At 47.0% G+C, this 15003-nt stretch carries 12 protein-coding genes; 5 read left to right on the top strand and 7 right to left on the bottom strand.

The annotated features are described in order from the left end of the window. Positions 1-188 precede the first annotated feature (188 nt). Both EIH22_RS00815 and EIH22_RS00820 read left to right on the top strand, forming a co-directional pair. Positions 189-878, top strand: coding sequence for a DedA family protein (locus EIH22_RS00815; RefSeq protein ID WP_124053937.1), 690 nt, complete (start codon positions 189-191; stop codon positions 876-878). 203 nt (positions 879-1081) lie between these two features. Further along, complete coding sequence (locus EIH22_RS00820) at positions 1082-1876, top strand: DedA family protein (protein WP_124053938.1); 795 nt, start codon at positions 1082-1084, stop codon at positions 1874-1876. A 487-nt stretch (positions 1877-2363) separates the two neighbouring features. On the opposite strand, the gene coaE is transcribed toward EIH22_RS00820, so the two are convergent. Then, entirely contained in the window at positions 2364-4718 is a 2355-nt protein-coding gene (coaE, locus tag EIH22_RS00825; RefSeq protein WP_124053939.1) for a dephospho-CoA kinase, read from the bottom strand. A 245-nt stretch (positions 4719-4963) separates the two neighbouring features. On the opposite strand from coaE, the gene EIH22_RS00830 reads away from it, so the two are divergent. Then, a complete protein-coding gene (locus tag EIH22_RS00830) occupies positions 4964-5467 on the top strand; it encodes a GNAT family N-acetyltransferase (RefSeq protein WP_124053940.1) in 504 nt (167 codons plus the stop codon). Positions 5468-5498: 31 nt separating this feature from the next. On the opposite strand, the gene EIH22_RS00835 is transcribed toward EIH22_RS00830, so the two are convergent. Next, positions 5499-6080, bottom strand: coding sequence for a GntR family transcriptional regulator (locus tag EIH22_RS00835; RefSeq protein ID WP_124053941.1), 582 nt, complete (start codon positions 6078-6080; stop codon positions 5499-5501). Between the two features lie 364 nt (positions 6081-6444). Here EIH22_RS00835 and EIH22_RS00840 point away from each other — a divergent pair, with 364 nt between their 5' ends. Next, entirely contained in the window at positions 6445-7488 is a 1044-nt protein-coding gene (locus tag EIH22_RS00840; protein WP_124053942.1) for an MFS transporter, read from the top strand. A 62-nt stretch (positions 7489-7550) separates the two neighbouring features. Here the strand turns inward: EIH22_RS00840 and EIH22_RS00845 are convergent, their stop codons facing one another. The 3 genes from EIH22_RS00845 to EIH22_RS00855 form a co-directional block, all read right to left on the bottom strand. Continuing rightward, entirely contained in the window at positions 7551-8879 is a 1329-nt protein-coding gene (locus EIH22_RS00845; RefSeq protein ID WP_124053943.1) for an MFS transporter, read from the bottom strand. Between the two features lie 187 nt (positions 8880-9066). Beyond that, positions 9067-9693 carry a LysE/ArgO family amino acid transporter gene (locus tag EIH22_RS00850; RefSeq protein ID WP_200829129.1) on the bottom strand — a complete coding sequence of 209 codons (627 nt, stop codon included), beginning with the start codon at positions 9691-9693 and terminating at the stop codon, positions 9067-9069. Between the two features lie 75 nt (positions 9694-9768). Then, a complete protein-coding gene (locus EIH22_RS00855; RefSeq protein ID WP_200829130.1) occupies positions 9769-10746 on the bottom strand; it encodes a potassium channel beta subunit family protein in 978 nt (325 codons plus the stop codon). Positions 10747-10875: 129 nt separating this feature from the next. Between EIH22_RS00855 and EIH22_RS00860 the strand changes: the two genes are divergently transcribed. Beyond that, a complete protein-coding gene (locus EIH22_RS00860; RefSeq protein ID WP_124053944.1) occupies positions 10876-11394 on the top strand; it encodes a DUF2087 domain-containing protein in 519 nt (172 codons plus the stop codon). 52 nt (positions 11395-11446) lie between these two features. Here the strand turns inward: EIH22_RS00860 and EIH22_RS00865 are convergent, their stop codons facing one another. Further along, positions 11447-13873: an RCC1 domain-containing protein gene (locus tag EIH22_RS00865; RefSeq protein ID WP_124053945.1), complete on the bottom strand. Its 2427-nt coding sequence runs from the start codon at positions 13871-13873 to the stop codon at positions 11447-11449. A gap of 276 nt (positions 13874-14149) precedes the next feature. Further along, on the bottom strand, positions 14150-14932 hold the full coding sequence (locus EIH22_RS00870) for a class I SAM-dependent methyltransferase (protein WP_160148990.1): 783 nt from the start codon (positions 14930-14932) through the stop codon (positions 14150-14152). Positions 14933-15003 lie beyond the last annotated feature (71 nt).

Here is a 15003-nt window from a genome sequence, read left to right on the forward strand (position 1 = left end):
ATCTTCACAAACACCAGTCCTTCGCTTCGTACCAAATCCAATAAGGGAATCAAGAATCTACACAGCGATTGGCAATACAAAACCTTAGGAAACGTGGGCAAACACACGATACTCAGGGTCCTTTTCCAAGGTTTTGTTCAGAAAAGAAGAGGAAAATAAACGATTAGAACGTATTGAAAGGTACTCACATGGATATCACCCAATGGCTTAGCCAGCTCTCCGATCCAGCCGCATTGATCCAAAGTTTTGGAACCTATGCCTTGCTCGGAGTAGCGATCATTATTTTCATCGAATCAGGTGTACTCTTTCCGTTCCTTCCCGGCGATTCCCTTCTGGTGACTGCCGCAGTCCTTCATTCCGCGATGGGATTTTCTATCTGGCAGATCTTGGCAGTAGCCTGTGTAGCTGCTATTGCGGGCGACCAAGTGGGATTCTGGTTAGGTAGGCGCTTCGGACGGCGTCTCTTCTCCCCCAACGCTAAGATCCTTCGAACTGATCGACCCGAACAAGCAGAAGCTTTCTTCGCACGCCATGGTTCTATTGCTCTTGTGCTTGGGCGTTTTGTTCCAATCGTACGAACTTACGTGCCGCTCGGCGCTGGCATTTCAAACATGCACTACCGGCATTTCATTTTCTGGAACGTTCTAGGCGCGATTAGCTGGGTAATCCTTATGCTCACAGTAGGTGTTGCCCTCGGTCAAATACCAGGCATCACTCACTCAATCGATCTCATCATGATTATTATCGTGGGAATCTCCGTACTTCCCATCATCATCAGCTCCGTGAATAACCGGCGCAAAGCAAAGACCGCGAGCGCTGAAGTTGCCGGTGATGATCCAATTCCTGCCGAAGAATTGAAGACGACGGTCAACGCCTGATCCTCTAGTTGCAGTTTTCGTGTCCAAGAATGCTACTACAGGACTACAAAGAGCCCTTGTAAATGACTTTTAAAGAACTAGAATTACCAGCGGATATGTATTTTGAATGAGTTTGAATAACTAGTTCAATAATTGATCGGGTACCAGACATAGTTTCGATCTGCGATTGATATTGCGAACACAATCTCTAGTTGGGAGTTTTTATGGGCATCATTGATTGGATAAGTCAGCTTTCCGATCCCACAACTCTCATTCAAAATTTTGGCACCTACGCTCTATTGGGTGTAGCTATCATCATCTTCATCGAATCGGGAGTATTATTCCCTTTTCTTCCAGGTGACTCGCTGCTCATCACGCTTGCCGTTCTTCACCAAGCAATTGGTTTACCTCTTTGGCAGGTCATCCTAGTTTCTTGTATTGCCGCCATTGCTGGTGACCAAGTGGGATTCTGGTTAGGTAGGCGCTTCGGACGGCGTCTCTTCTCCCCCGATGCCCGAGTACTTAAAATCGAGAGGCTTCAACAAGCAGAAGATTTCTTCGCAAAATACGGTTCTTGGGCGCTGGTACTTGGACGATTCTTGGCATTTGTGCGAACCTATGTACCACTCGGCGCAGGCATCTCCCGAATGAAGTATCGCCACTTCTTCTTCTGGAACGTAACAGGTGCAATTAGCTGGGTTGTTTCAATGACGATGGTTGGTGCACTGCTAGGTCAAATTCCAGGCGTTGCCCACTCAATTGATCTAATCATGATTATTTTCGTTACGGTTACGGGAATCCCTGTAATCGTTGCAATCTTCAAAAAGCAAAAGGTTAAGCCACAAGAATCCATATTAGAACAGTCCACAGAAGTAGCTGAAACGAGGCAAGATAGCGGAAACACCAGCTACGCAGATTCTGCCAACCGCCTTGAGTGTTCGATCACGACTAACGACACTGCTCAGCTAGTACAAGTCGCGGCAACTCCACAAACTGGACATACCTATCGCGAGCAATAGGTAAATTTAATAAATAACTCGCAACCCGGGCACCGACGACGGTGGCAATAGTAGCATTGAGACGTGCTTCGGTTTCCTGTAAACGAAGTGGCATTTCCTCGAGCATGCGCAAGCCAACCGATGAATAACGCCCGAACAATGTGTCAATATCAGAGCGGTCAAAGACGCACATTCGAGTTCCTTCTAGGGTCACCGCTGAATATTTTGCACGTACTCGCGTTAAAATGCGTGCCCACCCACAAATTTTCCTGGTCTTAGTACACGAATGATCTGTTCGTGACCATCGGAATTCGCCCTTACCAACTTAATGTGACCAGAAGGACTTACTGCCAACTAGTCAGAAGAATGGCGGTACCGCGTAGGCTCATATAGAGTTTTGCGCTTCATCCACGACGCACGATCTTAAACGCAGTCTTTTCAATCGGTCGCTGCAACGCAGTATATTCAAGTTACTATCACCCAGTTTTCCTAAAATTACTCGTTCGTCTTAGCCTTCCACTCTCTTAGACTCGTCAAGTTCAGGCAAAATATTCTCTGCCCAAAACTTCCGCACACTTGCACGCAAGGATTCCAAATCGGCGTCGTTCATTAATACAAATGTAGCCACTTCCTCACGCACTTCGTCCGTGACTCGAGCTTCCAAGCGTGACCACGCTTCCTCACGGTTAATCCCTTTCTCCTCCATAAGTCTTTCGACTCGCTGTTCAACAGGAGCAGAAACGGCGATAACATGTGTAAATCTCGATGTCGAATCAGATTCAACAAGCAGAGGAACGTCAACTACGACTACGGCATCTTCCCCTGCTGCGCGAGCAAGTTCTTCAATTCGCCCGGTAACACGCGGATGCAAGATCGCTTCCAAACGCTCACGTGCCACAAATGAGCTAAACACAAGATGCCCAAGTTCACTGCGATTCAACGTTCCATCAGAAGAAATAACGTCAGAGCCAAAAACATCTTCGATTTCGCGGCGTACATCATCATCCGTTTCAAGGACATAACTATTTACTTGGTCTGCATTGATAAGTGTTGCACCCAACCGTGCAAATTCATCAGCAACGATTGAGGTACCTGAGGCAGCTCCACCGGTAACAGCGATGCTTAGTTTCGGCATACCTTCTTCGGCTTCTTTCACCGCTCTAGTGTTAGGCGTGTGTGTTTCGAACTCAGGTTTCGTATCAGGATCAAATTCAGGGCTGACGACGAACTCTTCCACACTCAGCTCAGGATCCTCCACCCTACGCTCATATTCTTCCGCCGGAAGGACCTGCTTCCACTGGCGTGTACGCATTGGCTTTGCGGCACCAGCATCCTCGCGCAAAGCTTGGATGACCATCAGCATTTGTACAAAGGTCATAATCATCACTGGGAAACCAATTACAATGATTACTTCTTGAAGTGCGCTTAGACCATTCTCCCCTGATGTGAGGATAATTGATCCACAAACAGCAGCAACAGAAAGCGTCCAGAACACGCGCTGACGCCTAGGTGCGGCATCTTCATAGCCGTTTGCCATCGCGTCAATTACTAGCGCTCCAGAATCTATAGATGTGATGAAGAAAAGCACAATTACAACCAGAGCAAGCACCGCAGTTAGAGAGTAAAGCGGAAAACCTTGCAAAAACTGGAATAGTGCCGCCTGAACGTTTCCTTCAGTCACGATTTTCTCAGTTAGGTCACCAGCTGTATTCACCGCAGAAGCCGTTGCTCGATCTTGCGTAAATGCGTTCCAACCATAAATACCGATCCAAATAATGACGAAAATGGAAGGAACACCAAGGGCACTAAATACAAACTCGCGAATAGTTCGACCTTTTGAAATTTTTGCCACGAACATGCCCACGAATGGCGCCCATGTTGCCGTCCAAGCCCAATAGAACACCGTCCAGGTACCAGACCATTCACCGTCATGGGTTACGTCATTAAAGAAGGAAAGAACTGGTAGATCGCGGATATATGCTCCAGCAGATTCAACTATGGCACGCATCGTGTTTGACGTTGAACCAAAAACGAGTACAAACACCAATACCACACAGGCTAAAACAATGTTGATGTAGGAAAGTCGCTTGACTCCTTTATCCATTCCCGCGAGCACTGAGCCAAGTCCAACTGCGGTAATTACCAATACGATCAGAGTTTGAGCCCAGCTAGAAACCTCAATACCAAATACATAGTTAGCACCGGAGTTGATCTGCAGTGCACCCAAACCAACAGATACGGAAAGGCCGAAAACGGTTGCGGCAATGGCCAAGACGTCGATTGCTTTTCCAATTGGACCATGGATTCCATCGCCCAAAAGAGGCTGGAAAGCCGATGAAACCCTGGGAGGAAGACGACGCTTATATGTAAAGTACCCAAAAGCAAGACCAGGGACGATAAGTATCGCCCACATATGAATCGCAAAATGGAAATTTGCGATAGAAAGCGCTTGGCTAGCAGCTTGATCAGTAAAAGGTTCTGTACCACCGAGAGGCGGGTTCGCATAGTGATTGATAGGTTCTGCAATCCCCCAGAACATGAGAACTGCTCCGACACCGGCGGCGAAAAGCATTCCAAACCAAGCGATACCAGAGTATTCTGGCACGGCGTCGTCGTCGCCAAGTTTGACATTCCCATAGCGAGAAAGCGCCAGTACAACAGAAAAAATGACCAGTAGCGTCACTGAAAGAGTGAAGAACCAGCTCAAATCGAAGCGAAGGAAAGTTGCGGCTCTTCCGAAAAAGGTTTGGACAACGCCAGGGAAAATACTCATCGCAAGCGTAAAGATGATGATTATCCCCGCGGCACTAAAGAAAATTGCAGGTGAGGTTCGGAGGCCAAAGCGGTCTGCCAATTTATTCATAATAATGGGCTTGGTTGAACCAAAAGCACTCCGACGACAGCCCAAGATCGGCAGAACACTCATGCGTCCCAGATAAGACGCCTTTAGGTTTACAAACGCGTTCACTTTCTCAAACGTATTCACCTTAACGAAGGAAAATTTGAGAGAACAACTTTTGTTGCTATTGGAGAAATAATTGTTCTTAGACTAAAGTTCACGGTTATTAGGGAATATGAACACAAGTTTTTGTATAGCGGAGTCGAATAATGCCACTTAACGAAGAATTGTATCTACGTCGTGCAACCGAAGCAGACCGTACATACCTCTATCGATTGAATTTCCTGACAGAAACCTTCGGTGATGAACACGGTGCTCTCGACGATGATTTCGATGAATGGGCAGACTACTACGTGCAAGATTGGGTCCCTGAACATGGCGGAATTATCGCATGGATCGGAAACACCCCAGCTGGTGGGATTTGGATGCGTTGGGGAGACGACGAACGCCACGGTTTTGGTCACGCACAAAAGGGAATTCCCGAAGTAGCACTTGCCGTAGAAGGTAGGTACAAGGGGCGCGGAATTGGAACAAAACTCTTAACCGCAGCAATCAAGCTTGCGAATGAGATCGGAGCTCCGGGTGTTTCCCTTTCTGTAGATCCAAAAAATAACCGTGCTCGGAGGCTTTATGAACGTTTAGGGTTTAAACACACGGGTAAAACGAACCATGGTCACTCGATTATGATTCGGGATACTACTGAAAATAGCTAGCTAAATATAGTGCCAGACATAGAAAAACAAGCTATAGCGAAACAGCTTCGACGCGGTCTAGTACGCTGTGCCGAGACTTTTGTAATGCTCCCAAGGATTCATTGGCTAAATCGAATTCAAACGTTGCTACGGCATCTACCAGGGAACGCACGGCAGGATTATCCGCTTTCCAGCTCTGGGCATCAGTAAGCATAAGCTCGAAAGTACAACGGCGATGGATCTGAGTCAGACGCTCCGAGCCACAGCTTTTTACTAAGGTGTGGAGGACTTGATTGGCACTTTCAGTAATGGAACGCCTTAAAGGCCGCGGATCGACTTCGTTGTGGAAAGCAATTTCCAGAGCTAAGCTTTCGCAGGTTTCGAGAAGAGCGATAATTTCCCGCAAATCCTGTGAGGATATCTGGGGTACCTGCGGAGGTAAATGAGGCTTGCGGATTAACAAACCGTCGGCAACAAGCAAGTCAACTGCAGTGCGCGCCGTCGGACGCGAAACATCATATTCCGTTGCCAATGATGCTTCCGCTAACTGTGTACCAGGACGAATGGTACCTGAAATGATACGGTCACGTAGGTGACTCGCAAGTTCGTCGGCAATACGTGGTACACCGTTCATGGTTCCTCCTCATTTCTTCTCCAATTGTAATACAACTACGCTAAAGTTCTATACAGGGATAGCTGAAAATCTATTTAGTTCTGCGACTGTTAGGGAGAAAGTTGGACGACCTTTTCTCGCCGCGCAAACGGCATACGTATGGTGATTATTTACATACTAGGTTTCGCGTTTTTCTTGTTGCATACATTGGCTATGCAGTTTGCTATCTTGTACGAAATAATTTCAAATTATCTCAAACATCTATTGCTGCTGAGCTCTCCATCAACGCAGTAACTATTGGCTCAATTCTGACCGTTTTCGCCATTACATATGGTGTTGGCAAACTATTTTTAGGTATTGCTGTAGATAAATCTTCAATGAAAATATGTTAGCTATATCGTTAGCATCTTCAGGTGGAATTTGTTTGTTACTGCCACTAGCTCCAAACGCGCTAATACTCGGTGGGCTGATGGGTCTACTCGGGATTGTTCAAGGCGCTAGCTCACCTTCCTCGCTTGCCATGATTGGTTGCTGGTATCCGAACCGCGAGCGCGGAATGTATGTGGCTATCTGGAACACGTCCCAAAACGTTGGAGCATCGTTTCTTGCATTTGGCGCCAGTGCATTGTTATCGCATACCGAATATTGGCAACTGGTTTTTTGGATTCCCGCACTTTTAGCATTCGTGTGCGCTTGGTACGTCTACACTTCTTCCGCTGATCGCCCCTGGCAAGAAGGCTACCCTACCCTCCAAGAAATCTATGGACGCGCCGGCGTTCCTCATTCTGACGTATCGCGCGAAGACTCTTATTGGCGTTTGTTGTGGAGTGCGTTGACTTCTACTCCAGTACTGTGGCTGCTTATTGTCCTTAATGGTTTACTCTACTTCGTTCGATTTGGAGTGATTAACTGGATGCCACATTTCCTTGCTAATGAAAAACCGTTCATCCTCAGCCACGCCAACCAAACAATCGCCTGGTTGGAGATCGGAGCGATCCCTGCCGTCCTTTTCTTTGCTTACCTCGCGTATCATTTTCCTGCTTCGATGACGACGATCGGTGCGCTCTCGATGTTCTTTTTGGCGCTCGCTCTGCTTTTTTATCAGGGTGCGATGACGGAGAATTCCTTGCAGTGGTCCGCCCTTGTTATCGGAGCGTTTGTTTATGCGCCTCAGGTTGTGGTTAACGTGTTGACTCTTAACCTTATTCCGCAGCGTATGGCTGGTGCAGCAGTAGGTATTGTTGGACTTTCTGGCTACTTAATAGGCGAAGTTGCCGCAAATCTAGTACTGCCTCGCATTGCACTTATTGCCGACTGGCAAACTTCCCACACTCTGTTGGTTCTGATGACCGCAGTTGCAGGTGTTGTTTATGCATATTTGCGTCCTTTTGAAAAACGAGCGGTTGTCCTTCAGAACGACGAACAGTAATAAGTTGGGGTGGGTTAAGCTTAACCCACCCCAACTTTGAGTGCCTGGAAGGCGTTGAGCAATTATGCCTGAAGTACTCGCTGTTCTTGCTTTGCAAGTGAGAGGTAGAGCAGAGCGGCTACCGCTGCAGTTGATGCAAGGAAGATGAAAGAAACATTCCAGGAGAAGGTTTCTGCCAAAATCGGCATAACTAGATTTGCACACAGTTCGCCAACGATATAACCAAACAAACCAACGAATCCGACAGCGGTTCCTGATGCTTCAAGTGGCACGAAGTTCAAAGTCAAGATATTGACGATGAGCTGCGGCCCGTAGATAAGCGCTCCCATTAAGCCGGAGAGAATCAGGAGCGTCGTATAATCGGTGTTGGTACGGTAGGTGAAGACGAGCAAACCAAGAACTAGTAGTCCAATACCACCCACCAGAGACTGCCGGTTAGGAAGCTTAATTGCTACCCATGCAAAGAAGAAGGAACCTGGAATAGCTACCCATTCAAGTACTGAGAAAGCATATACGTACTGAGCTTCGGTGAAACCCATTTCAGTTCCAAGGAAAGCAGGCATCCAGTTTGTGATTCCGAATCGTAGGAAGTAAAGAATTGCGTTGATCAAACCAATCGTCAAGATGATGCGTGAAGAGAAAACGTACTTCCACATGATTTGCCAAGCGGTACCTTCAGGCTTAACTTCAGCCATCGGAACACCACTTTTACCGAAGATTTCACGCAGGCCGGGCAAGCCTTCTTCTTCTGGGCGATCCCCACCAAACTTCCAGAACACGAAAGAAAGCAAAAGAACAAAGATGCCTGGTAGCACGAATGAGTACTGAATTGGAGAAGCAATACCTGAGGTCATAACGAATCCAACAGTCATTGGAAGGAGTGCTCCACCCAGGTTTTGCGAGGAGTTCCAAGCAGCGATAGCTGCACCACGGGATTTATTAGGGAACCAGTTTGCAATCATTGATTGTGAACCCGGTGAGAGGAAGCCTTGGATTGATCCGAGCAGGAACATAAGAAATACGAGGAACCAAAGGTTGGAGTGGAAGAAACCCATGAGAATGCAGACTATTGAAGATGCGCCTAATGCTCCCGCGAACGCCTTGCGGATCGAAACTCGATCAACGATCATTCCCATGAAGAATTTTCCAAAGCCATAGGAGATCGTAAAGCAAGTGAGGATCCACCCCACTTGCGTAAGTGACCAGTCATTCTCAAGTCGAATCTGTTCTGAGGTTAGTTTGAAATTATTACGTACTAGATATGCGCAGGCGTAACCAAAGAAAGCAACTAAGAACACTATCCAGTGCCGGCGTAGGTACTTTGCAAATGTTTCTGGATGCTCAGCTTTAAATGCGCGTTCGTGGTGGATATCGTCGTGGATTTCGCCCATCGGAGGCAACCTTTCCTCTTCGAAAGTCTAAGAACAAAATTTATTGTATTACAATCATAAATCTTGTCACAAGACCTTTGGGCCTAGTTCGAATCTAAGCAGACAAATATACCGAATTCCCGATCCTCGCATTTCGCCATGACCACCTAATAATCCTCAGGAACTAGATCATACATATACATAACATTTAGCTTCTAAATGCAAGCGAGCCCGCTAATATCAAAATAACTATGCCAATAACGATGTCAATAATTTGCCACGCGCTCGGCTTCTTTACCAGCGGAGCAAGCGATCGCGCGCCGATACCCAAGATCAGAAACCAGCTAATCGAACCAAGCATGGCACCAAAAGCAAAGAACCAACGCCAGCCTCCATGCTGATTCGCCAATGCACCAATGAGACCAACGGTATCAAGATATACACCTGGATTAAGAAACGTAATGATCAAAGTTGTCATCACTGCCGATTTCAAAGTTTGCACACTCGTGCCCTCCTCAGCTTGCAGCGCACCTGGACGCATTGCCGACCTGAACGACTGAAATGCAAACCATAAAAGATACGTTGCGCCCATCCATCGTAAAATCTCAAGAACAACAGGCACTTTTTCAATGAGCGCACCTACGCCAGCAACACCAAGTGCCACGAGCAGGCAATCCGCAAATATACAAATAGCAAGGATGACGCCGATATGCTCACGTTTTATTCCCTGCCGGAGTATAAAAGCATTTTGCGGTCCTACGGCAAGAATTAATGACCACATGGCAAAAAGGCCAGCAATAAAGGTGGTGAACATAGAGGAAATATTATTGTTCACCACCTTTACTCACAACTGGACGGATACCGTCCACCAACTTATTAGAATAACCTTGTATTTTGGCACCTAAACGTTTTAGGCGAACAAATTGTCGATATTCGTTTTAAGCTCTGGGGTTAGTTGCTCTAGTGCATAAAGTGCACCTAGGTTCTCGTGTAGCTGAGATACCGACGACACCCCCAAGATTACCGTGGAAACGTGCGGGTTTGCGGCGATCCAAGCGAGAGCCAACTGAGCAGTTGTTACACCAAGATCACCCGCGATTTTTGCAAGCTCTCGAACCTGATCTGCACTAGAGGATGCAGCCTCGGTCAGGTAGTCGTGTCCCTTGAGAGTTGCACGCGAACCTTCGGGAACGCCGTCGAGGTATTTTCCGGTGAGAATACCACCAGCGAGCGGGCTCCACGTGGTAAGCCCCAACCCGACGTCGTTATAAAGGCGAGCGTATTCATTTTCTACACGGTCACGGTGAAGAAGATTGTATTGTGGTTGTTCCATAACCGGCTTGCGTAAACCGTACTTATCGGCAATCAGCCAAGCGGCACGAATCTCATCTGCGGACCACTCCGAGGTTCCCCAGTAAAGAGCCTTGCCTGAAGCAACAATGTCACTCATCGCCCACACTGTTTCTTCAATCGGAGTGTTTTTATCTGGACGATGGCAATAAAGGAGATCAACGAAATCGAGGCCAAGGCGTTCGAGCGAACCGTCAATACCCTGCATCAGGTATTTGCGATTGAGGGTGTTCTTCATATTCGGCATATCGCCGTTGATTCCCCAAAATAGCTTGGTGGAAATAACGTACTCGTGGCGCTTCCAACCGAGCTCTCGAATGGCTTCACCCATAATCTCCTCGGACTTACCACCGGCGTATACCTCAGCATTGTCGAAAAAGTTGACCCCGGCGTCAGCAGCTGCTTGCAACTGTTCCTTGGCGATACCCGTGTCTACAGAGCCACCAAAAGTGACCCACGATCCAAAAGAAAACTGCGAGACTTGAAGACCTGAAGAACCGAGACGATTATATGGCATTGAAGGTAATTGTTTATTCATAGATCCAAAATACCGCAAGGACGGTAATTCTGCGTCCTATTAGTATAGGACTAATAGATACTTACCTTTTCCGGCCTACTTGATAAGAATTAAAAGAACACGCATAAATACATCTGTTGGAGAGCACGCATGACCAAACAACCTACTTGGCAGAGTTTTATTGCCGCTGCAATCGGCAACGATTCTTCGATCGCGCTGGCGCGCGTTATTTTAGGTGAAGCACATTCGGATTGTGTTCCTGGTCTATCGGGCAAAAAGGCTACCAAGGCGCTCGAAATCTTACGTCCATATTTACAACATGATCCTGACGGAACGAAGCTGAGTTTAGACCGCGAAGCACTGCTTGGTCTTCTTAATTCTTCCCAAAACAAACAGACTGACGACGCATCCGCAGATATTTCCAAATTTGTTTCCAAAGACTTAAAGCTGAGAGAATTCCCTTCTCGACCAAAGGAACGCCACCTTGTTCTACAGTACTTTGCTACGCGACTATTCTCTCCGAGTGAGAACCTCCATGAGTCCCAGGTCAACGAGCGTTTGAAAGTCGTCACCGACGATTTCGTAGTTCTGCGTCGATACCTCGTCGACGCAGAACTACTTATACGAAAAGCTGATGGTAATTCTTACCAGCTCAACTTGCCTAACTAATAAAGCAATGCGTATTTATTTTGATTGTGCTATGCCGGCAATCCCTTAAGAGCTATGCCCGCGTAGAACTACGCCAACACCACAGGACTACAACCGCACCAGATACCAGAAACAAGATTCCCAACCGCATCAAACTGAAATCTTCGGAACCTGTATGAGCAAGATGTTCTCCAGCTACCGAGGCATTTGTCCCCTCTTTATCAGCACCCGATTGGGATCCTTGAGTTTGGTCAGAAGCCGAGGAAGTTGGGCTAACGAAGTCGATCTTGCTCGAATCCATTGGATTCTTCCAGATAGCTGTAAAGCTATGATCTCCTTGAACCACATAGCTTTCACCAGGCGTGTAATGGCTACCCTGCCAGTAGTCAAATACCATTCCGGGCTTGACTGGCGCCTCTGGGATTTGAATTGTATCGCCAACATTCGCAACGATCGTTCGTGGCGATGTCGATCCATCTGACCATGTACCACCGGAAGGACTAAACGTGATTGTTCCTTGCTCAGTAGGTACGCCAGAAACTATAAGAACCACCGAAGCGAAATCAGTCGCATCATCGAAGTTCACAGCTTTTACTTCAACCTTACTTCCTGGTTTTGCCTCTTGTGGAACAAGATACTTATATGTGCCTTCTGTGTTAAACGGACCAGTAAACGAAGTATGGGCGTATTTTCCACCAACATAAATTCGTGCTTTGCCCGTACCTTTGGCAAGACCATTAACCTTGATTGTATATTCTTTACCAGGATCAACAGTTGTCGACGAAGAACTGATTGAAATAGTTTTACCAACTGGCTGAGCTATTGGATCCCTTGAGGGATTTTCAATCGGATGAGTAGGAACAGTTGGTGTTTCGATCGGATCAGAGGGCTTTACTGGTTCCTCAATCGGTTTTGTTGGCGAAGTCCCATTAGTGTATGTAAAACCCTTTGAGATCACAATGGGCTGTGATTGGCGGACGCCATTCACGGTGTACTCTACAGTTACATCTACAACGCCTACTTCGTTACTCGGGATCGTAAGTTTCCATTTGCCTTCACCCAAACTAGTCACATCGGCATGACGCTTGCCAAAGTAAACATCATTGACAACGATTTCACCAGCAGTAGGCATCGTGACTTCATGGACATATGAAGAAGTATTTGATGGCTTTCCATCTCCAAACACTCCAAAAGTAGATGCACTGGCATCTCCCCAAGTAAAGGCTTTACCGTTAGTTGCCAGCGCTAGGCCATGATAGTTACCTACAGAAACTTTAGAGAAAGTGAGACCAGAGAGTTTTGGATCAGTAAGCTTTTCGGGAGTAGAAGACTGCCCACCCCAAGTATATAAATCACCAGAATCAGAAACTCCAGCGGACGTATTGAAACCTGCCGCAATCTGCTTGAATTTAACATTCGTGGATAGCTTGGTTAATTTGGTCGTATCCATGCTGGTACCGATGCCCAGCTGACCATTTGTATTCTTGCCCCATCCATAGACAGATCCATCACTGGCGAGTGCCAGAGTATAGTTCGAACCAGCAGAAACGGAGATGAATTTTACATCCGCCGGAGCTGTTACCGCTGCTGGTTTTAATACTTTTTCATCTTTAGTTTCGACACCGAGCAATCCCCCTGTATTGCGCCCCCAAGCATAAATCTTTCCTTCCTTGGTGACCGCCGCAGCATGTTCCGCTCCCGCATCAGAGCTAACAAAGCTAACTCCGTCAGGTGCTTCTACTGCTTCGAAGTGATTGTGATCCATCGGGCATGGACGCCCTTCTTCACATCCAATCCCGAGTTGCCCCCACTGGTTTTTACCCCAAGCAACAAGGTTTCCTACCTCATTTCGGACTAAGCTAAAGTCCTTCCCAGCGGACATATCCACCGGATTTGGCCAGCCTTCGTCGTCATCAAGCTCGACTTGAACAGCAGATGCCGATACCTCAGTGGAAATATCACCAAGGCTAATGGCTCGCTTCGTTTCGGTTCCGATTTGAATGGTACCCGCACTCATGGTTCCCCAAGCAAATAGGCTCTTTGAAATACCTAGTCCAAGCGAGTGATTTGATCCAGCAGCAACATGCGTGAACGTTGCATTGATGCCCTGTTTATGCTCAGCATCAATAAGCTGTGGAATAGTTGCAGTTGGAACAAAATAGGCATTGCCCGAATCTTGACCAACTTGTTTCTTGCTATTATAACCCCAAGCATAGACACGTCCGTCCGAAGCTACGGCGAGCGAGTGTTGATCACCAGCAGCGACGTCGGTAAAAGTAATCGACTTAGTCTTAGAAACGGTAAGAATAGCTTCCTGACCGCCAGAAACATCAGAACTTGTTTTGTCTAACGAGGCCGTAAGTTCATTCGCGGTTGAGCCGGAGGAATCCGGATTGGTTGGTGTATCAGTGGCTACTGCCTGTGCCATACCCATACTGGCAAAGCCAAAAGCAACAACAGCAGCCAAAAGATGGCACGCCGTAGGACGAACAGATTTCACTGTTTCCTCTTTCGTGTAATGAGAACAATTATCGAATTTAAGATACAGCGTTTTCGATTTAATTAACAATGATTCTCATTATTGAGAAGGAGTAAATAACCTCCACTTAATATTGATTTATAATGCATATACACAAACTGAAGTCCAACTTGGTCAAGATAATTGCCTAATATCTCACTATTTAAGCACCTTAAAACCACGCCAAACCAAGGGGGCAAAACCATTGACCCTAGATTTTCACATATTCATACAGGAGCCTGAATACGCATAGCGGCATTATTCAAAGCCCACCCTAGCACTGATCATTGAATATCCAACAAAACTGCGGATTTTCCCTTCAACATCAGCTTCATCACGAAGATGCTGTTCGAGCACCGCCTCGAGAGCAGAGGATCTTTCACCAATACTCTTCATTGAAAATGTGTGCGTTGGACTGCCTTGGCGATAAAGGCGCATACCCGCCTCCACAGATTCAAAATTCCATGACAAACGTTCATGACTTATGGTAATAGATTCGAAGTATGGAGCGAGGACGGAACGAGCATAGTTATCACTACCCCAGTTCATATGAAGTGCGCCCCCACCATCTGGAAACATAACAGTCATCATCCGACGGGTCATTTCGGCAAGGAAACCGTCGTCGTCCCACGCCGTCATGAATAGAATTCCTCCTGGTCGCAATATTCGTGCCCACTCAAGCGGTCCGACCTTCGGGTCACACAAAAAAGCCCCAAAGTTCGACGCAATAGCATCAACCGAATTATCTGGTAACCCAGTTTCCTCACCAGTAGCGTTTATCCATTCAACTTCATTACCAGTGCGCCGTAGTCCTGAGCAGCGCATCCGTTCAACTGGTTCTATAGCAAGCACGTGATAACCAAGGCCGCTTAGCGCAAGTGCAACATCACCATGCCCAGCACCGATGTCTACAACCGTGCTCGGGACAGCAAGCTTATCTTGAACCCGATGAGAAATCCTCTTAGCAATAGGGCGAAGCCGCTGGGCAGTGGGTTCATATTCAGCACTTGCCCATACCCGATTAATAGTTTCACGATCCATCAACGTCTCCATTCGTCATAACACGGTATTCGCCCATCTTTTCTAAAACCCTAAGCCTAAGATTTCATGAG

The organism is Arcanobacterium ihumii (assembly GCF_900604515.1).
In the GTDB taxonomy this organism is placed as follows: domain Bacteria; phylum Actinomycetota; class Actinomycetes; order Actinomycetales; family Actinomycetaceae; genus Arcanobacterium_A; species Arcanobacterium_A ihumii.

Excerpts from the sequence above, each read along its gene's own strand:
- EIH22_RS00815 (WP_124053937.1), top strand. The coding sequence starts at position 189 with ATGGATATCACCCAATGGCTTAGCCAGCTCTCCGATCCAGCCGCATTG.
- EIH22_RS00820 (WP_124053938.1), top strand. The coding sequence starts at position 1,082 with ATGGGCATCATTGATTGGATAAGTCAGCTTTCCGATCCCACAACTCTC.
- coaE (WP_124053939.1), bottom strand. The coding sequence starts at position 4,718 with ATGAATAAATTGGCAGACCGCTTTGGCCTCCGAACCTCACCTGCAATT.
- EIH22_RS00830 (WP_124053940.1), top strand. The coding sequence starts at position 4,964 with ATGCCACTTAACGAAGAATTGTATCTACGTCGTGCAACCGAAGCAGAC.
- EIH22_RS00835 (WP_124053941.1), bottom strand. The coding sequence starts at position 6,080 with ATGAACGGTGTACCACGTATTGCCGACGAACTTGCGAGTCACCTACGT.
- EIH22_RS00840 (WP_124053942.1), top strand. The coding sequence starts at position 6,445 with ATGTTAGCTATATCGTTAGCATCTTCAGGTGGAATTTGTTTGTTACTG.
- EIH22_RS00845 (WP_124053943.1), bottom strand. The coding sequence starts at position 8,879 with ATGGGCGAAATCCACGACGATATCCACCACGAACGCGCATTTAAAGCT.
- EIH22_RS00855 (WP_200829130.1), bottom strand. The coding sequence starts at position 10,746 with ATGAATAAACAATTACCTTCAATGCCATATAATCGTCTCGGTTCTTCA.
- EIH22_RS00860 (WP_124053944.1), top strand. The coding sequence starts at position 10,876 with ATGACCAAACAACCTACTTGGCAGAGTTTTATTGCCGCTGCAATCGGC.
- EIH22_RS00870 (WP_160148990.1), bottom strand. The coding sequence starts at position 14,932 with ATGGATCGTGAAACTATTAATCGGGTATGGGCAAGTGCTGAATATGAA.